The organism is Streptomyces sp. MMG1121 (assembly GCF_001280015.1).
In the GTDB taxonomy this organism is placed as follows: Bacteria; Actinomycetota; Actinomycetes; order Streptomycetales; family Streptomycetaceae; genus Streptomyces.
This window is the reverse complement of record NZ_LGDV01000199.1, coordinates 77,707-95,699: the sequence shown is the minus strand read 5'-3', so window position 1 is coordinate 95,699 and position 17,993 is coordinate 77,707. Positions and strand designations below refer to the sequence as shown.

At 73.6% G+C, this 17,993-nt stretch carries 12 protein-coding genes and 1 pseudogene; 11 read left to right on the top strand and 2 right to left on the bottom strand.

Annotated features, from left to right (window positions below; genetic code table 11):
• The first annotated feature begins 30 nt into the window (after positions 1–30).
• The 9 genes and pseudogenes from ADK64_RS24545 to ADK64_RS24505 all read left to right on the top strand — a co-directional run bounded on the left by ADK64_RS24545 (position 31) and on the right by ADK64_RS24505 (position 13,787).
• Entirely contained in the window at positions 31–2,436 is a 2,406-nt protein-coding gene (locus ADK64_RS24545; RefSeq protein ID WP_053661997.1) for an MFS transporter, read from the top strand.
• Between the two features lie 165 nt (positions 2,437–2,601).
• On the top strand, positions 2,602–5,067 hold the full coding sequence (locus ADK64_RS24540; protein ID WP_053661996.1) for a SpoIIE family protein phosphatase: 2,466 nt from the start codon (positions 2,602–2,604) through the stop codon (positions 5,065–5,067).
• Positions 5,068–5,208: 141 nt separating this feature from the next.
• On the top strand, positions 5,209–5,928 hold the full coding sequence (locus tag ADK64_RS24535; protein ID WP_053661995.1) for a class I SAM-dependent methyltransferase: 720 nt from the start codon (positions 5,209–5,211) through the stop codon (positions 5,926–5,928).
• 132 nt (positions 5,929–6,060) lie between these two features.
• Positions 6,061–6,894: a M55 family metallopeptidase gene (locus tag ADK64_RS24530; protein ID WP_053661994.1), complete on the top strand. Its 834-nt coding sequence runs from the start codon at positions 6,061–6,063 to the stop codon at positions 6,892–6,894.
• Positions 6,887–8,203, top strand: a complete 1,317-nt coding sequence (locus tag ADK64_RS24525; RefSeq protein WP_053661993.1) for a M20/M25/M40 family metallo-hydrolase — start codon at positions 6,887–6,889, stop codon at positions 8,201–8,203. Before ADK64_RS24530 ends, ADK64_RS24525 begins: the two co-directional genes overlap by 8 nt.
• A 17-nt stretch (positions 8,204–8,220) precedes the next feature.
• A complete protein-coding gene (locus tag ADK64_RS24520) occupies positions 8,221–10,173 on the top strand; it encodes a prolyl oligopeptidase family serine peptidase (protein WP_053661992.1) in 1,953 nt (650 codons plus the stop codon).
• Positions 10,170–11,093 carry a S66 peptidase family protein gene (locus ADK64_RS24515; RefSeq protein WP_053661991.1) on the top strand — a complete coding sequence of 308 codons (924 nt, stop codon included), beginning with the start codon at positions 10,170–10,172 and terminating at the stop codon, positions 11,091–11,093. Before ADK64_RS24520 ends, ADK64_RS24515 begins: the two co-directional genes overlap by 4 nt.
• Positions 11,094–11,188: 95 nt before the next feature.
• Positions 11,189–11,740 (top strand): GNAT family N-acetyltransferase, encoded by a 552-nt coding sequence (locus tag ADK64_RS24510; RefSeq protein WP_053661990.1) that lies wholly within the window; start codon positions 11,189–11,191, stop codon positions 11,738–11,740.
• 86 nt (positions 11,741–11,826) lie between these two features.
• Positions 11,827–13,787: pseudogene (locus tag ADK64_RS24505) on the top strand (DUF5107 domain-containing protein).
• Positions 13,788–13,797: 10 nt separating this feature from the next.
• Here the strand turns inward: ADK64_RS24505 and ADK64_RS24500 are convergent.
• The gene (locus tag ADK64_RS24500) at positions 13,798–14,145 is read right to left on the bottom strand and encodes a VOC family protein (protein WP_053661989.1); all 348 of its coding nucleotides are present in this window, start codon (positions 14,143–14,145) and stop codon (positions 13,798–13,800) included.
• A 174-nt stretch (positions 14,146–14,319) separates the two neighbouring features.
• On the opposite strand from ADK64_RS24500, the gene ADK64_RS24495 reads away from it, so the two are divergent.
• Together ADK64_RS24495 and ADK64_RS24490 are read left to right on the top strand one after the other, a co-directional pair.
• Complete coding sequence (locus tag ADK64_RS24495; protein ID WP_053661988.1) at positions 14,320–16,167, top strand: transketolase; 1,848 nt, start codon at positions 14,320–14,322, stop codon at positions 16,165–16,167.
• Positions 16,168–16,276: 109 nt separating this feature from the next.
• Positions 16,277–16,966 carry a GvpL/GvpF family gas vesicle protein gene (locus ADK64_RS24490; RefSeq protein ID WP_053661987.1) on the top strand — a complete coding sequence of 230 codons (690 nt, stop codon included), beginning with the start codon at positions 16,277–16,279 and terminating at the stop codon, positions 16,964–16,966.
• 45 nt (positions 16,967–17,011) lie between these two features.
• Here the strand turns inward: ADK64_RS24490 and ADK64_RS24485 are convergent, their stop codons facing one another.
• On the bottom strand, positions 17,012–17,833 hold the full coding sequence (locus ADK64_RS24485; protein WP_053661986.1) for a class I SAM-dependent methyltransferase: 822 nt from the start codon (positions 17,831–17,833) through the stop codon (positions 17,012–17,014).
• Between the last annotated feature and the right edge of the window lie 160 nt (positions 17,834–17,993).

Genomic DNA, 17,993 nt, shown 5'->3' with positions numbered 1-17,993 from the left:
ATGTGACAGATGTGACGAGGGGAGCGGTACGTGGTCGGGACGACCCTGGTGGAGCACGAGCCGGTCGTGGCACCGGAGGCGGCTGAGGCGACCGCGGTCGCACCACCGCCGCCCGGACCGGCCGCCGGACTCGGTGCGCGCCGCGTGCGACTGGTGTTCTTCGGGCTGATGCTCGCCCTGCTCCTCGCGGCGCTCGACCAGATGATCGTCGCGACCGCGCTGCCGAAGATCGTCGGCGAGCTGCACGGTCTGGACCGGATGAGCTGGGCGATCACCGCCTATCTGCTCACCTCCACCGTCGGCCTGCCGCTGTACGGCAAGCTCGGCGACCTCGTCGGCCGCAAAGGCGTCTTCCAGTTCGCCATCGCCGTCTTCGTCCTCGGCTCCGCGCTGGCCGGCCGGGCCCAGTCCATGGACCAGCTGATCGCCTTCCGCGCGGTCCAGGGCGTCGGCGCGGGCGGGCTCATGATCGGCGTGCAGGCGATCATCGCCGACATCGTGCCGCCCCGCGAACGCGGCCGCTACATGGGCCTGATCGGCGCCTCCTTCGGCCTCGCCTCCGTCGCGGGCCCGCTGCTGGGCGGCTACTTCACCGACCACCTCTCCTGGCGCTGGTGCTTCTACGTCAACGTCCCCTTCGGTCTGGTCACCCTCGCCGTCGTCACCGTGGTCCTGAAACTCCCCAAACCCGCGACCCGCGGCCGACTCGACGTCCTCGGCGCACTGCTGCTCGCCGCCGCGTCCACCTGCCTGGTCCTGCTGACCAGTTGGGGCGGCACCGAGTACGCCTGGGGCTCGCGGCAGATCGTCGGCCTCGGCGCCGGCGCGCTCGCCGCCACCGTCCTCTTCCTCGTCGCCGAGCGCTTCGCCGCCGAACCCCTCATCCCGCTACGGCTGTTCTGCGACTGCGTCTTCAACGTCAGCGGTCTGGTGGGCCTGGTGATCGGAGTCGCCCTGTTCGGCGCCGCCAGCTATCTGCCGACCTTCCTGCAGATGGTCGACGGGGCCAGCGCCACCGGGTCCGGCCTGCTGATGCTGCCCATGATGGCCGGGATCGTCGGCGCCTCGATCATCGGCGGCCAGCTCATCAGCCGCACCGGCCGGTACAAGGTCTTCCCCGTGCTCGGCGGCGCCCTCTCCGCCCTCGGCATGTGGCTGCTGTCCCGCCTGGAAGTCGACACACCCCGGCTGCAGTACAGCGTCTGGATGGCCGTCCTCGGCGCCGGCATCGGCCTGGTGATGCCCGTCCTCGTCCTCGCCGTGCAGAACTCCGTGCGGCCCGCCGACCTCGGCACCGCCACCAGCGCCAACAACTACTTCCGGCAGATCGGCGGCAGCGTCGGCGCCGCGATCTTCGGCACCCTCTTCGCGAACCGGCTCACCGACGCCCTGCGCAGGGAACTGCCGCCGCGCTCCGGTGTCCGGCTGCCCGACCCCGAGTCCATCACCCCGCAGCTCGTCCGCGCGCTGCCCCCGGCCCTGCGCGACGCCTACATCCGCGCCTACGCCGACGCGATGCCCCGGATCTTCCTCTACCTCGTCCCGGTACTCGTCGCCGGCCTGCTCATCGCGTTCTTCCTCAAGGAGAAACCCCTGGTGTCCCACCCCGCCGCCGAAACCGAGCCCGAGCACGAGACCGTGAACGCCCCGATCCCCCAAGCCCGTTCGCCCCACGCCGCCGGCATCCCCGTCTGCGGCACGGTGCAGCACCCCGACGGCACCGTCGTGCCCCTCGCGGCCCTCACCCTCATCGACGTCGCCGGACAGCAGATCGGCCGGGGCGCGAGCGGCGAGGACGGGCGGTACGCGCTGAGCACGCCCGGCGCCGGGTCGTACGTGCTGATCGCCGCCGCGGGCGGCCACCAGCCGCAGGCCGTCTCCGTCACCGTCGGCGAACGGCCCGTCGAACTCGACGTCGTCCTCGGCGGCGCCGGACGCCTCGCCGGCAGCGTCCTCACCGCCGACGGCACCCCCGTCCGGGACGCCACCGTCACCCTCACCAACGTGCACGGCGAGGTCGTCGCCGCCACCCGCAGCGGCCGCGAGGGCGGCTATGTCATCACCGAACTCGTCGCCGGCGAGTACACCCTCGCCGCCAGCGCCCCCGCCTTCCGGCCGGCCGCGCTCCCGGTCAGCGTGCAGGCCTCAAGAGAGACCCGGCAGGACGTCGAGCTCGCGGGCGGCGCCGTGCTGCGGGGCACCGTCCGGGCGAGCGGCGGACGGCCCGTGGAGGACGCGCGCGTCACGCTCCTCGACGCCGCCGGCAACGTGGTCGACACCCTCACCACGGGAGCGGACGGAACGTTCCGGTTCGTCGACCTCGCCTCCGGCGAGTACACCGTCATCGCCGCCGGCTACCCGCCGGTCGCCACCGTGCTCCAGGTCGCGGGCGGCGGCCGGACCGAACGCGACCTGCAACTGGGCCACGAGGACTGAGAGGACCGGCCGGGGGGGCGCCCGCGGGGCGCTGAGCTGCGCGCCCGCGCGATGAGGTGAAACCAATTCCAGGATTGCCACACATCGCGACCGGCCGCCGCCGTACGGTAGTGGCAGGCTTCACAGATCGTTTGCGAACAGCCGTGGGGAGAAAGGGCCGGGGCCATGGAATTCGGCGACGACCGTGGCGGCGCGCGGGACACACCTCCCGGCCACGGCGCAGGTGACGCCGTCGCGGGCCGCATTCCGCTGGCCGTGGTCGTCGTCGACCGCGCCGGCCTCGTGTCCCACTGGAGCAGCGGTGCGCGGCGCCTGTTCGGCGTCGGACGCGAGGACGCCGTAGGGCGGCCCGCGGCCGATCTGCTGCCGGTCTCCGGCGCTCTCCCCGAGGACCCGCACGGCGGGGCGGTGGCGGACACCTCCACCGAGTACGACGGGCTCGGCCCCGACCTGGAGGCCTCCCTCGACGGGCACACCGCCTACGCCACGGCCGGCCGCGCCCGCCTCGCTCCGCACGAACGGCCTTCCGACACCGAGCGGCTCGACGTGCTGTGGTGGGCCTACCCGCTGGTCGGCCCCGGCCCGTCCCGGCTGCTCGTGCTCGCCGCCGACGCCACCCGGCTGCGCGACGAGCGGGGCTACGACGACGAGACCGCCGAGCGCATCTCGCCCGGCTTCGCCCGCCACACCGAACTGCCCGCCTCCGACGAGCTGGAGCGGCAGCTGCCCGAGATCCTGCCCAACATGGGCCCGGGACTCAGCTCCCGCATCGTCGCCCAGGTCCTCGAACTCGGCTATCCCGTCCTGGAGTTCAGCCAGTTCGACCGGGTGCCCGTCACCCCGTACTGGGGCGTGCCCCGCCGTCCGGGCCGTCGGCGCGCCGAGGCCGTCGTACCGCGCCAGCGGCCCGCCGCGGTCCTGGTCCCGGCCGGAGCCGAGGAGGACCTGGAGTACGCGGCCGTGCGCGAGCGGCTGGAGTTCCTCAACGAGGTCAGCTCCGGCATCGGCACCTCCCTCGACCTCGGCGAGACCATTCGCGAGGTCACCAGCGCGGCGGTGCCCCGGTTCGCGGACTTCGCCGGCACCCATCTGCGCGCCGCCGTCCTCGCCGGCGAGGGCTTCCCGGACGGTCCGCCGGACGCCAGCACCATGATGTTCCGCGTCTGGGTCGAGCACAACGACGAACCGGGCCGCTGGGACGACACCGTGCCCGTCGGCGAGGCCTTCGCCTTTCCCGAGCACACCCCCTTCTACCAGTGCATGGTCACCGGCGAACCGGTCCTCGTCCCGAGGGTCACCAAGGAGCTGAGCGAGCGGATCTCCGGCGAGTTCGAAAAGCGCGACCTGCGGCCGCTCATCGGCGGGCGCTCCCTGCTGATCGTGCCGCTCAAGGCCCGCAACGTCGTCCTCGGCTTCATGGTGCTGATGCGCCGCCCCGACCGCCCGCAGTTCGACGACATGGACCGCACCACCGGCGCCGAACTCGCCGCCCGGGCGGGCCTCGTGCTCGACAACGCCCGTATGTACACCTACCAGGAGAACGTCGCCGACACCCTCCAGGACAGCATGCTGCCGCAGGTGACCCCGCGGATGGCCGGGTGTGACGTCGCCACCCGCTACCTGCCCGGCACCCGGCTCGGCCGGATCGGCGGCGACTGGTTCGACACCATCAAACTGCCCGGCTCGCGCACCGCCCTCGTGGTCGGCGACGTCATGGGCCACGGTCTCAACTCGGCAGCGATGATGGGCCAGTTGCGCACCGCCGTACAGACCATGGCCGCGATGGAGACCCCGCCCGCACAGCTGCTGCGCAACCTGGACGACCTGGCCCGGCGGCTCGGCGACAACTACCTCGCCACCTGTCTGTACGCGGTCTACGACCCGATCCGCGGCGAGCTGCACCTGGCCAACGCCGGTCACATCCCGCCCGTCCTCGTCCGTGCCGAGGACGGCAGCAGCGAACTCCTGGAGCTGCCCACCGGCGCCCCCATAGGAGTGGGCGGTGTCCCGTTCGAGTCCACCCGGGTCAAGGTCGCGCCCGGCGACCGGCTGGTGCTGTGCACCGACGGCCTGGTCGAGGTGCGCGGCTCCGACATCGGCGAGGGCCTGGCCGCGCTCTGCGAGTCCGCCGCGCACCCCGCCGCCTCCATGGACGACGCCTGCAACACCATCATCCGCGCCCTCAACACCCGCGGCGGCCGCAAGGACGACGTCGCCCTGCTCATGGCCCGGCTCAACGGCATCCCCGACGACCATGTCGCCGAATGGCGGCTCGACCCCGAGCCCCACGAGGTCGCCCGGGCCCGCCGTCTGGTGCGCGCACAGCTCCTCGCGTGGGGCCTGCCGCAGGCCGTGGAGACCGCCGAGCTGCTGGTCAGCGAGGTCGTCACCAACGCCGTACGGCACGCCGGGAGCGAGCGCATCGGGCTGCGCGTGGTCCGCACCGACGCCCTGCTGTTCGAGATCACCGACGACGAACCCGCCCTGCCCGCGATGCTCGGCCCCGACCCGTACGACGAGTCGGGGCGCGGTCTGCGCGTGGTCAGCCGGCTCGCCCGGGAGTGGGGCGCCACGGCGAGCGGCCACCGCAAGACGGTCTGGTTCGAACAGGCGGTCACCGGAAGCCGATGAAAGGGGGGCGCGCGCTCTGTCCGTGCACGCCCCCCGGATGCCCCGGGCCCGTACATCTCGTGAAGGTGGGTGCCCACCTCTTGCCCTGCTCCCCGCCGCCGCGATATTTCGATCACGGAACCGAACCCGTGGGGAGATCGCATGAACGTCTCGGACAACTACCGCAACGCCTGGGAAAGTTACTGGAGAGAGACCTCCGACGAGGCGGGCGAGGCGATCTGGGACTCCGATCCCTCCCTCACCGCCGAACCGCACAGCGCCCTGCTGCTGCCCCACGCCGACCGCGAGCGCACCATCGTCGACCTCGGCTGCGGCAACGGCACCCAGACCCGCTACCTGGCCACCCGGTTCGCGCACGCCGTCGGCGTCGACCTCTCGCACGCCGCCGTCGAGCACGCCCGCCGCGCCACGACCGGCGACACCGTCGAGTTCCAGCAGCTCGACCTGACCGACTCGGCCGCCGTCCGCGCCCTGCACGAACGGCTCGGCGACGCGCACGTCTACATGCGGGCCGTCATCCACCAGAGCGAACCGGAGGCGCGGGCCGCGGTCGCCGCCGCCGTCGCCGAGATCATCGGCACCGAGGGGCGCGCGTTCGTCGTCGAACTCACCTCCGGCTCCCGGGACGTCCTCTCGCGGGCGGCGTCCCAGCCGGCCGGCCCCGGACCCAAGCTCCGGCGCGTCTTCCACCACGGCCTGAAGCCGGCCGACGCCGACGACGAGGAGATCCCGCGCCTGCTCGGCAAGGCCGGCCTGACGGTCCTCGCCGAGGGCGACACGGCCCTGCCGCAGACCGAGTACCTCGCCGACGGCACCCGCATCGATCTGCCGGCCCGCTGGTTCGTCCTCGCCGCGAGGTAGGCGGACGACAGGGCCCGGCGGGGTGCGCGGAACGGCCGGCACCACCGTCCCGCGCACCCCGCGCGCCCACCCGGACGGGCCGTCCGGCGCGGTCGTGGCCTGGTCGCCGGTCTGCGCGTAACGTGACACAGCATGAAGATCCTCATCAGTGCTGACATGGAGGGGGCCACCGGCGTCACATGGCCGGGCGACGTGCTGCCGGGGACACCGCAGTGGGAGCGGTGCCGGTCGATGTTCACCTCGGACGTGAACGCCGCCGCGGAGGGTTTCTTCGACGGCGGTGCCGACCAGGTGCTCGTCAACGAGGCCCACTGGTCCATGCGCAATCTGCTGCTGGAGCGGCTGGACGAGCGGGTCGAGATGCTCACCGGACGGCACAAGACGCTGTCCATGGTGGAGGGCGTGCAGCACGGCGACGTCGACGGCATCGCGTTCGTCGGCTACCACACGGGCGCCGGCATGGAGGGCGTCCTCGCCCACACCTATCTCGCCAACCAGATCACCGGGGTGTGGCTGAACGACGTCCGCGCCAGCGAGGGCCTGCTCAACGCGCATGTCGTCGCCGAGTACGGCGTGCCCGTCGTCCTGTTCACCGGTGACGACCTCGCCTGCGAGGACGCGCTCGGCTACGCGCCCGAGGCGCTGAAGGTCGCCGTCAAGGACCATGTGTCGCGGTACGCGGCGGTGTGCCGGACCCCGGCGCGCACCGCCGCCGACATCCGCGCGGCAGCCCGGGAGGCGGCCCGTCTGGCGGTCCGTCACGCACCCGTGGAGGCGGGCCCGTTCACGGTCGCGGTGGAGTTCGACGCCGAGCACCTGGCGATGGCCGCCACCGTCGTCCCCGGGGTCGCCCGCATCGGGGAGCGGAAGGTGGCGTACACCAGTGCCACCATGTACGAGGGGATCCGGACGTTCAAGGCGGTCACCACGATCGTCTCCGCCGCCGTGGAGGAGCAGTATGGCTGACCAGCAGGCCGACGAGCTGGCCCTGGCCGAGGTCGTGGAGTTCACCTCCGGTCTGATCCGCATCGACACCACCAACCGGGGCGGCGGGGACTGCCGGGAGCGGCCCGCCGCCGAGTACGCGGCCGAACGGCTGGCCGCCGCGGGCCTGGAGCCGCTGCTGCTGGAGCGCACGCCGGGCCGGACCAACGTCGTCGCCCGGATCGAGGGCACCGACCCCTCCGCCGACGCGCTGCTCGTCCACGGTCATCTCGACGTCGTACCCGCCGAGGCCGCCGACTGGAGCGTGCACCCGTTCTCCGGGGAGATCCGGGACGGGGTGGTCTGGGGGCGCGGCGCCGTCGACATGAAGAACATGGACGCGATGATCCTCGCGGTCGTCCGCTCCTGGGCCCGTCAGGGCGTACGGCCCCGCCGGGATCTCGTCGTCGCCTTCACCGCCGACGAGGAGGCGAGCGCCGAGGACGGCGCCGGGTTCCTCGCCGACCGCCACCCCGAGCTGTTCGAGGGTTGCACCGAGGGCATCAGCGAGTCCGGCGCCTTCACCTTCCACGACGGCACCGGCCGGCAGATCTACCCCGTCGCGGCGGGGGAGCGGGGCACGGGCTGGCTGAAGCTCACCGCGCGCGGCCGGGCCGGGCACGGCTCCAGGGTGAACGACGAGAACGCGGTCACCCGGCTCGCCGCCGCCGTGACCCGCATCGGCGAGCACGAGTGGCCGCTCCGGCTCACCCCGACCGTGCGGGCCGCGCTCACCGAACTCGCCGCCCTGTACGGCATCGAGCCCGACTTCACGGCCGTGGACCTGCTGCTGGACAAGCTCGGCCCGGCGGCCGCCCTGGTGGAGGCGACCGTCCGCAACAGCGCCAACCCGACCATGCTGGCGGCCGGTTACAAGGTCAACGTCATCCCCGGCGAGGCGGTCGCCCACGTCGACGGGCGCTATCTGCCCGGCGGCGAGGAGGAGTTCGCCGCCACGCTCGACGAGCTGACCGGGCCGGACGTGCACTGGGAGTTCGCGCACCGGGAAGTGGCATTGCAGGCGCCGGTGGACTCGCCGACGTTCGCGCGGATGCGGGCCGCCGTCAAGGAGTTCGCGCCGGACGGGCACGTGGTGCCGTACTGCATGTCGGGCGGCACGGACGCCAAGCAGTTCTCCCGGCTCGGTATCACCGGCTACGGGTTCGCCCCGCTGAAGCTGCCCGAGGGCCTCGACCACCAGGCGCTGTTCCACGGCGTGGACGAGCGCGTGCCGGTCGAGGCGCTGCACTTCGGCGTCCGTGTCCTCGACCGGTTCCTGCGCACGGCATAGAGAGGGGTGGGCGCACGGTGCTGACGTCGCCGTACGGAACGTGGCCGTCGCCCGTCGGTGCGGCACTGGCCGCCGCGCACGACGGACATCCGGAGTGGGTGGGCTTCGTCGGGGACGAGGTGTGGTGGACCGAGCCCCGGCCGGCCGAGGGCGGCCGCCGGGCCCTGGTGCGCCGGACCGCCGACGGTGGGGAGGAGACGGTGCTGCCCGCGCCGTGGAACGTGCGCAACCGGGTCGTCGAGTACGGCGGCCGCCCCTGGGCGGGGGCGGTGCACGGCGCCGGGCCCCTGATCGTCTTCACGCACTTCGCCGACCAGCGGCTGTACCGGTACGAGCCCGGCGGCGAGCCGCGCCCGCTGACCCCGCTCTCGCCGGTGGGCGCGGGACTGCGCTGGGCGGATCCGCACCTGGACCTCGCGCGCGGTGAAGTGTGGTGCGTGCTGGAGGAGTTCACCGGGGACGGCTCCGGCGACGTCCGGCGGGTCCTGGCCGCCGTGCCGCTGGACGGAACCGCCGCCGAGGACCGCCGCGCCGTACGCGAACTCACCGACGGCCGGCACCGGTTCGTCACCGGCCCGCGCCTCTCGCCCGACGGCCGCCGGGCCGCGTGGCTCGCCTGGGACCATCCGCGGATGCCGTGGGACGGGACGGAACTGCGCGTCGGCGAGATCGGCGCCGACGGCACGCTGCACACCGTTCACACCGTCGCCGGTGGGCCACGGGAGGCGATCGCCCAGGCCGAATGGTCCGCGGACGGCAGTCTTCTGTACACAAGCGACCGCAGCGGCTGGTGGAACCTCTACCGGGACGGCACCCCACTGTGCCCGCGCGAGGAGGAGTTCGCCGGCCCGCTGTGGCGGCCGGGCCTGCGCTGGTTCGCGCCGCTGGACACCGGGCTGATCGCGGTCGTGCACGGTCGGGGGTCGGCCGTACTCGGGATACTGGATCCGGAGTCCGGTGAGATCGTCGACGCCGCCGGACCGTGGACCGAGTTCGCCGGCACGCTCGCGGCCCACGGCGGCCGGGTGGCCGCGGTCGGGGCCGGTCCGCGCACCGCGTACGAGGTGGTCGAGCTGGACACCGTCACCGGCCGGTCCCGCGCCGTCGGCGCCCGGCACCGGGACGCCGTCGACCCCGCCTACTACCCCGAACCGCACATCCGCACCTTCACCGGCCCGGACGGCCGCGAGGTGCACGCCCACGTCCACCCGCCGCGCCACCCCGCCCGCACCGCACCGGACGGCGAGGCGCCGCCGTACGTCATCTGGGCGCACGGCGGCCCCACCAGCCGCGTGCCGCTCGTGCTGGACCTGGCGATCGCCTACTTCACCTCGCGGGGCATCGGGGTCGCCGAGGTGAACTACGGCGGCTCCACCGGGTACGGCCGCGCCTACCGCGAGCGGCTGCGCGAGCAGTGGGGCGTGGTCGACGTCGAGGACTGCGCGACCGTCGCCCGTGCCCTCGCCGAGGAGGGCAGCGCCGATCCGGCCCGGCTCGCCATCCGCGGCGGCAGCGCGGGCGGCTGGACCACCGCCGCCTCCCTGACCACCACCGACGTCTACGCCTGCGGCACCATCGTCTACCCGGTGCTCGACCTGGCCACCTGGGGTGCCGAGGAGACCCACGACTTCGAGTCGCGCTACCTGGAGTCGCTGGTCGGGCCGCTCGCCGAGGTGCCGGCCCGGTACGCCGAGCGGTCGCCGACCACCCACGCCGACCGGCTGACCGTGCCGTTCCTGCTGCTCCAGGGTCTGGACGACGTGATCTGCCCGCCCGCCCAGTGCGAACGCTTCCTCGCCCGGATCGCGGGCCGCGGCGTGCCGCACGCCTATCTGACCTTCGCGGGGGAGGGGCACGGCTTCCGGCGGGCCGAGACGATGGTGGCCGCGCTGGAGGCGGAGATGTCCCTGTACGCTCAGGTGTTCGGACTGGACGTGCCCGATCTGCCGAGACTGGAGCTGCACCCGTGAAGGAACTCGTCCGACCCGCCCGGCTGGCCCCCGGTGCCCGTGTCGCCATCGTCTCCACCAGCGGGCCGGTCCCGGAGGAGCGGATCCAGGCCGGGCTCGACGTGCTGCGCGGCTGGGACCTCGAACCGGTCGTCGCACCCCATGCCCTCGACCGGCACGGCGAGTTCGCCTACCTCGCCGGAGCGGACGCCGACCGCGCCGCCGACCTCCAGAACGCCTGGTGCGACCCCACGGTGGACGCGGTGCTGTGCGCCCGCGGCGGCTACGGCGTACAACGCATGATCGAGCTGCTGGACTGGGACGCGATGCGGGCGGCCGGTCCGAAGGTCTTCGTCGGCTTCAGCGACTGCACCGTTCTGCACGAGGCCTTCGCCACCCGCCTCGGCCTCGCCACGCTGTACGGGCCGGTGGCGGCCGGCATCGACTTCATCAAGAACGCCCGCGCCCAGGACCGGCTGCGGGCCACGCTCTTCGCCCCGGAGACCGTCCGCACCATCGCCTCCGGCGGCACGCCCCTCGTGCCCGGCCGCGCCCGCGGTGTCACCCTCGGCGGCTGTCTGGCCCTGCTCGCCACGGAACTCGGCACCCCGCACGCGCGCCCCTCGGCCGCGGGCGGGCTGCTGTGCCTGGAGGACGTGGGTGAGCGGACGTACCAGCTGGACCGCTATCTCACCCAGCTGTCGCGGGCCGGCTGGCTGGAGGGCGTGCGCGGGGTGCTGCTCGGCTCCTGGGACAGGTGCTCCGACTACGCCGAGCTACGGCCGATGTTCGCCGACCGGCTCGGCGGGCTCGGGGTGCCGGTGGTGGAGGAGTTCGGCTTCGGACACTGCTCCGGCGCGCTGACGATCCCCTTCGGTGTCGCGGCCGAACTCGACGCGGACACCGGCACGCTGACCCTGGACGAGCCGGCGCTGCGCTGACCCTCACCTGGCCCACGGACCCGCGGCGGGTGACCTGCGCTGTCACGGGTGGATTCCCCAGGACGGTGCCGGCGCGGACGTCGTAGGCTGGCCGGATGCCGCACACGACGCCCCACCACCTCGCCGAGGGCCCCCGCGTGGCCATCCGTCACTTCACCCCGGACGACGGCGCCGAGTTCACGGCCCGCACCCGGGAGAGCAAGGACCTGCACCGGCCGTGGCTGTTCCCGCCGGACAACGACGAGGCCTACGCCGCCTACGCCGGCCGGCTGATCGAGGACCCCGCCAAGGCGGGCTTCCTGGTCTGCGAGAAGGACAGTGGTGACATCGCCGGCTTCATCAACGTCAACAACATCGTCCGGGGCGGCTTCCAGTGCGGCGCCCTCGGCTACGGCGCCTTCGCCCACGCCGTCGGCCGCGGCCTGATGCGCGAGGGCCTCGGCCTGGTCATCGGGTACGCCTTCGGCCCGCTGGGCCTGCACCGGCTGGAGATCAACGTCCAGCCCGAGAACACCGCCTCCGTCGCCCTCGCCCGGGGCGCCGGGTTCCGCCTGGAGGGCTTCTCGCCCGCCATGATCTACATCGACGGGGCCTGGCGCGACCACGAACGCTGGGCGCTCACCGCCGAGATGCGCGCCACCGGCTGAACCCCGCACGGGCGGGCCCGCTTTCCGGGCCTTTGCGCAATCCTGACCGGCACCTCCCCTGGCCAGCGCACCGCGCGCCGGGTTCCATGGTGATCGTGACGAGGATCCGACGTGAGGTACTGACCCTGCCCGCCGCGCCGTTGGGCCCGGACAACCCGCTGCCCCCGCTGCGTCCGCTCGACGAGGCCCACCGCATCGACGACCGGGACCGTGACGGCCTGCCCGGGGACATGGACAGGCAGCTCGGCTACGAGCCGCTGGGCAGCCTGCTCCCGGTCCGCGTCCGCGACGGCTACGGCAGAACCCGCGAACCCCGCGCCCTCGACGCCCTGGTGATCGAGAACGACCGGCTGCGCGCCACCGTCCTGCCCGGCCTCGGCGGCCGCGTCGCCTCCCTGCTCCACCTGCCCACCGGACGCGAACTCCTCTACCGCAACCCGGTGTTCCAGCCCGCCAACTTCGCCCTCAACGGCGCCTGGTACTCCGGCGGCATCGAGTGGAACATCGGCGCCACCGGCCACACCACCCTCTCCTGCGCCCCTGTGCACGCCGCCCGCGTCCCCGCCCCCGACGGCGGTCAGATGCTGCGCCTGTGGGAGTGGGAGCGGCTGCGCGACCTGCCCTTCCAGGTCGACCTGTGGCTGCCCGACGGCTCCGACTTCCTCTACGTCGGCGTCCGCGTCCGCAACCCGCACGAACGGCCGTACCGACCTACTGGTGGTCCAACATCGCGGTGCCCGAGGAGCGCCGGGTCCTCGCCCCGGCGGACCAGGCCTGGCACTTCGGCTACGAACGCCGACTGAGCCGGGTGCCCGTCCCGTCGTACGACGGCGTCGACCGCACCTACCCCCTCAACAGCCCCTACGCGGCCGACTACTTCTACGAGGTGCCCGACGGCCGGCGCCGCTGGATCGCCGCCCTCGACAGCGACGGGCACGGGCTGGTCCAGACCTCCACCGACACCCTGCGCGGCCGCAAGCTGTTCGTGTGGGGCAGCCGGCCCGGCGGACGGCGCTGGCAGGAGTGGCTGACCGCGTCCGGCACCGGCGGCTACTGCGAGATCCAGGCCGGCCTCGCCCGCACCCAGCTGGAACACGTCCGGCTGGAGGCCGAGAGCGAGGTGTCCTGGCTGGAGGCGTACGGCCCGCTCGACGCGCCGCCCGACGGCGCGTGGGCCCAGGCCGTCCAGGGGGCCGAGGACCGGCTGGAGGCCGCCCTGCCCCGCGCCCGCGTCGAGCAGGCGTACGCGGCCTGGAAGCCGTGCGCCGACACCGAACCCGGCGAGATCCTGGCCGCCGCATCCGGCTGGGGTGCCCTCGAAGTCCTGCGCGCCGACTGGAAACTCCCCGGCACCCCGTTCCCCGAGTCCACCCTCGGCGAGGCCCAGGCACCCTGGCGGGAGCTGCTGCGCACCGGCGCGCTGCCCGAGCCGCGCCGGGTACGGCCGCCCGGCGAGACGCTCGTCGCCCCGCACTGGCGGGACATGCTGGAGACCGCGCCCGCCGGCCCGCACACCGAGTACCACCTCGGCGTCGCCCAGTGGCACGCCGGCGACCGCGCCCAGGCCGTCCGCAGCTGGGAACGCGCCCTCCAACTGTCCCCCTCCCTCTGGCCGTTGCTGCGCTGCCTGGCCGTCGCCGACCAGGAGTCAGGCCATCACGAGCGGGCCGCCGAACGATACGCCGACGCCTTCGACGACCTGTGCCGCGAGCGGCGCGACGACGGCGACGCCTGGACCGCCGCCCTGGCCGCGCTCGGCCACGAGACCCTGCGCGCACTGCTGCGCGTCCGGCGCACGGCGGACGCCCGCGCCGTCTGGGACCGGCTGCTGCCCGCCGTCCGCGAGCGCGGCCGCTTCCGGCTCCTGCTGGCCGAGCTGCTGCTCGCCGAGGGACGGCCCGACGAGGCGCGGGCCGTCCTCGGCACCGGCTTCGAGGTCGCCGACCTCCGGGAGGGCGAGGAGGCGCTCGGCCGGCTGTGGGCCCGCCTCACCGACGAGCCGCTGCCCGCCCGCCACGACTTCCGGATGCGGCCGGACCGGTCCTGAGGGAGGGGGTTCAGGCCCGCTGGTCCACGTACTCGAAGACGGTCCCGTCCGGATGCATCACCAGCAGATTGCGCCCGGCCGGCGTCCCCACCGGCCCGGCGAGGATCCGGGCGCCGAGGCCGGTCAGCACGTGGTGCGCCTCCGTGACGTCCTTCACCGCGATGGTCGCCGTCACCTTCCGCAGGATCTCCAGCTCCGCTTCCGGACCGCTCATGAGCAGAAAGGAACCGATCGCCGCGACCTCGACCCCGCCCCGCTCGAACCGCTGGGCTCTGCCGCCGGTCAGCCGCTCGTAGAACGGGATCGCGGTTTCGAGGTCGTCGACGCAGATGCGCAGCGAGGCGCCCATAATCTCCATGATTCCGAGCCTAGTTGGAGCGCCCCGCGAACCGCGCGGGCAACCCCGTCCTCCGCCCCCGGCAACGTTCCGCGATGGCGTTCGGGTGACCCGCGGAGCGTTTGCGTGCCCCGATCACGGTTACACGGAAAACCTTCCCGGAAAGCCAAGCCGCACAAGGAGCCGTGGAGACCGATGAACACCACCGAACTCACCCAACTGGCCCAGCAGTTGAGGGTGGACAGCGTCCGCGCCTCCGCCGCCGCGGGCTCCGGGCACCCCACGTCCTCGATGTCCGCAGCCGACCTGATGGCCGTGCTGCTCGCCCGCCATCTGCGCTACGACTTCGAACGCCCCGAACACCCCGCCAACGACCGCTTCGTCCTGTCCAAGGGACATGCCTCGCCCCTGCTGTACGCCGCGTACAAGGCGGCCGGCGCCATCGAGGACGGCGAGCTGCTCACCTTCCGCCGGCTCGGTAGCCGGCTGGAGGGGCATCCCACGCCCCGGCGGCTGCCCTGGGTGGAGACGGCCACCGGATCCCTGGGCCAGGGCCTGCCCGTCGGGGTCGGCATCGCCCTCGCCGGCAAGCGCCTGGAGCGCACCGGCTACCGCGTCTGGGTGCTGTGCGGCGACAGCGAGCTGGCGGAGGGCTCGGTGTGGGAGGCCGCCGAACACGCCGGGTACGAGCACTTGGACAACCTGATCACGATCGTCGACGTCAACCGGCTCGGCCAGCACGGACCCACCCGGCACGGCCACGACCTGGACGCCTACGCCCGCCGCTTCCAGGCTTTCGGCTGGCACACCGTCGAGACCGACGGCCACGACATCGACGCGATCGACCGCGCCTTCACCGAGGCGCTGTCCACCACCGGGCAGCCCGTCGCGATCCTCGCCCGCACCCTCAAGGGCAAGGGCGTGGCCGCCGTAGAGGACCGCGAGGGGATGCACGGCAAGCCGCTGCCCGAACCCGAGGCGGCCATCGCCGAACTCGGCGGACCCCGCGATCTGCACGTCCGGGTCGGCGAACCGCCGGCCGCCGCCGCGCTGCGCGACCTGACCACCGAGGCGATCCGGCTCCCGCGCTACGACAAGGGGGGAAAGGTCGCCACCCGGGACGCCTTCGGCGCGGCCCTCGCCGCGCTCGGCACCGCCCGCGGCGACGTCGTCGCCCTGGACGGCGAGGTCGGCGACTCCACCCGCACCGAGGAGTTCGCCAAGGCCCACCCCGAGCGCTTCTTCGAGTGCTACATCGCCGAGCAGCAGCTCGTCGCCGCCTGCGTCGGCATGGCGGCGCGCGGCTGGCTGCCGTACGCCTCGACGTTCGCCGCGTTCTTCAGCCGCGCCTACGACTTCGTGCGCATGGCGTCCATCAGCGGCGCCGGGATCAACCTGGTCGGCTCGCACTCCGGTGTCGCGATCGGTCAGGACGGGCCCTCCCAGATGGGCCTGGAGGACCTGGCGATGTTCCGCGCCGTGTACGGCTCGACCGTGCTGTACCCGTGCGACGCCAACCAGACGGCCCAGCTGGTCGCGGCCATGGCCGGCCTCGACGGCATCCGCTACCTGCGTACCTCGCGCGGCGCGACCCCGGTGCTCTACGGCCCCGGCGAGGACTTCCCGGTCGGCGGCAGCAAGACGCTCCGGTCGAGCGAGGAGGACCGGCTGACCGTCGTCGCGGCCGGGGTCACCGTGCCCGAGGCGCTGGCCGCGGCCGACCGGCTCGCCGAGGACGGCATCCGGGTCCGGGTGATCGACCTGTACTCCGTCAAGCCCGTCGACGCCGCGACCCTGCGCCGGGCCGCCGAGGAGACCGGCTGCCTGCTCACCGTCGAGGACCACCACCCCGAGGGCGGCCTCGGCGACGCCGTGGCGGAGGCCTTCGCCGACGGCCGGCCCGCGCCCCGGCTGGTCCGGCTCGCGGTGCGCACCATGCCCGGCTCGGCCGCCCCCGACGAGCAGCTGCACGCGGCCGGCATCGACGCCGTCGGCATCGCGGCCGCCGTCAGGCGGCTGGCGCAGGAGCCGGCCGTGCGCTGAGCGGCGCGGCGATCTGTGGCGCGGCCACGCCCGCCGGGTCAGGCTGGAGCTGAACGCGTGTGAGGAAGAAGCAGGGGACGGGTACGAGGACGCAGCGGAAGGAGGCGCCATGTCCGGACTGCGCTACGTCTACGCCGTGTGCCGGCCCTTCGGGACACCCCTGCAGGCCCAGCTCAAGGGCGTGGCGGGCGCCCCGCCGGGCCTGCTGCGCCACCAGGGGCTGATCGCGGTCGTCAGTACGGTCCCGGCGGCCGACTTCCACGAGGAGGCCCTCCAGGGCCACCTGGAGGATCCGGCCTGGGTGGCCGCCACCGCCCGCGCCCACCAGGGCGTGATCGACGCGCTGACCACCGTCACCACGCCGCTGCCGCTCCGGCTCGCGACCGTCTGCGAGGACGACAGCCTGGTGCGCACGATGCTGGAGACCCATGGAGACGTCTTCCGGCGTGCCCTGGACCGGCTGGACGGCCGGGTGGAGTGGGCCGTGAGGGTGTACACGGAGCCCGTGTCCGCTCTTCTGCCCGGATCCGTGCCCGAGCCCGCCGAGGTGTTCGCCCGCTCCCTGCACGCACGCCTCGCCGGGCGGGCGGAGGACTGCCGGCTGCGCGCGCCGCAGACGGGTGCGCCGTCCGGCCCGGCGGTGCGCAACGTGCTCGACGCGGCCTATCTGGTGCCCCGCACACTCTCCGAGGAATTCGTGGAACTGGTGGACCGTACGCGGGCCGAGGAACCGGGGGTCCGGGTGGAACTCACCGGCCCCTGGGCCGCGTACTCCTTCACGGGCGAGGAGCCGCGCTGACCTGATCCGGGCCGTCGTGAGCGGCTCCGAGGAGCGGAGTCCGGCTCAGGCCTCCTTGCGGCACAGGATCTCCCCGTGCAGGACGGCGAACCAGCCGTCCTCCTGCCGGCCCCACTCGCGCCACGCCTCGGAGACCGCCCGCAGCTGCTCCGCGGTGGCGTGACCACCCCGCGTGGCCCGGTCCGCGTAGGCGGAGGCCTGGGTGCGGTCCGCCCACAGGCCGCTCCACCAGGCCCGCTCCTCGGGCGTGGCGTACGTCCACGTGCTGGAGGTGGCGGTGCTGTCGCGCAGCCCGGCGGCCCGCGCCCACGCGGTCAGCCGGCGCCCGGCGTCGGGCTCGCCGCCGTTGGCGCGGGCCACCCGCTCGTACAGGTCCAGCCAGTCGTCCAGGCCGGGCACCGCCGGGTACCAGGCCATCGCCGCGTAGTCCGCGTCGCGTGCGGCGATGAGCCCGCCCGGTTTCGTCACGCGCCGCATCTCGCGCAGCGCCTGCACCGGGTCGCCGACGTGCTGGAGCACCTGGTGGGCGTGGACCACGCAGAAGGTGTCGTCCGGGTAGTCCAGCGCGTGGACGTCGGCGACCGCGAAGTCGACGTTGGCCAGACCGCGCGCGGTGGCGGTGGCGCGGGCCTGCTCCAGGATGCCGGGCGCGTGGTCGACGCCGGTGACGTGACCGTCGGGGACCAGTTCCGCCAGGTCCGCCGTGATGGTTCCGGGGCCGCAGCCGATGTCCAGGATCCGCATGTGCGGCTTCAGCGAACCGAGCAGATAGGCCGCGGAGTTGGCGGCGGTCCGCCAGGTGTGCGAACGCAGCACCGATTCGTGGTGCCCGTGCGTGTAGACGGCCGTCTCCTGTGCCTTCGGCATGGCGGTTCCCCTTCACCTCTGGTCCGGCGGTGGTACGCGTCACCGTACGCGCACATGTCGAATGATGAGATCGCCGTTTCACATGCTGGACTGACCGTATGCCCCGGCGGACCGGCTCTCGAACAGGTGTGGTTACCCTGCAAAGGCCCGATTTCCTGTG

What these genes read in the sequence shown, in the direction of transcription:
- ADK64_RS24540 (WP_053661996.1), top strand. Translation starts at nt 2,602, where the DNA reads ATGGAATTCGGCGACGACCGTGGCGGCGCGCGGGACACACCTCCCGGC.
- ADK64_RS24535 (WP_053661995.1), top strand. Translation starts at nt 5,209, where the DNA reads ATGAACGTCTCGGACAACTACCGCAACGCCTGGGAAAGTTACTGGAGA.
- ADK64_RS24530 (WP_053661994.1), top strand. Translation starts at nt 6,061, where the DNA reads ATGAAGATCCTCATCAGTGCTGACATGGAGGGGGCCACCGGCGTCACA.
- ADK64_RS24525 (WP_053661993.1), top strand. Translation starts at nt 6,887, where the DNA reads ATGGCTGACCAGCAGGCCGACGAGCTGGCCCTGGCCGAGGTCGTGGAG.
- ADK64_RS24510 (WP_053661990.1), top strand. Translation starts at nt 11,189, where the DNA reads ATGCCGCACACGACGCCCCACCACCTCGCCGAGGGCCCCCGCGTGGCC.
- ADK64_RS24500 (WP_053661989.1), bottom strand. Translation starts at nt 14,145, where the DNA reads ATGGAGATTATGGGCGCCTCGCTGCGCATCTGCGTCGACGACCTCGAA.
- ADK64_RS24495 (WP_053661988.1), top strand. Translation starts at nt 14,320, where the DNA reads ATGAACACCACCGAACTCACCCAACTGGCCCAGCAGTTGAGGGTGGAC.
- ADK64_RS24490 (WP_053661987.1), top strand. Translation starts at nt 16,277, where the DNA reads ATGTCCGGACTGCGCTACGTCTACGCCGTGTGCCGGCCCTTCGGGACA.
- ADK64_RS24485 (WP_053661986.1), bottom strand. Translation starts at nt 17,833, where the DNA reads ATGCCGAAGGCACAGGAGACGGCCGTCTACACGCACGGGCACCACGAA.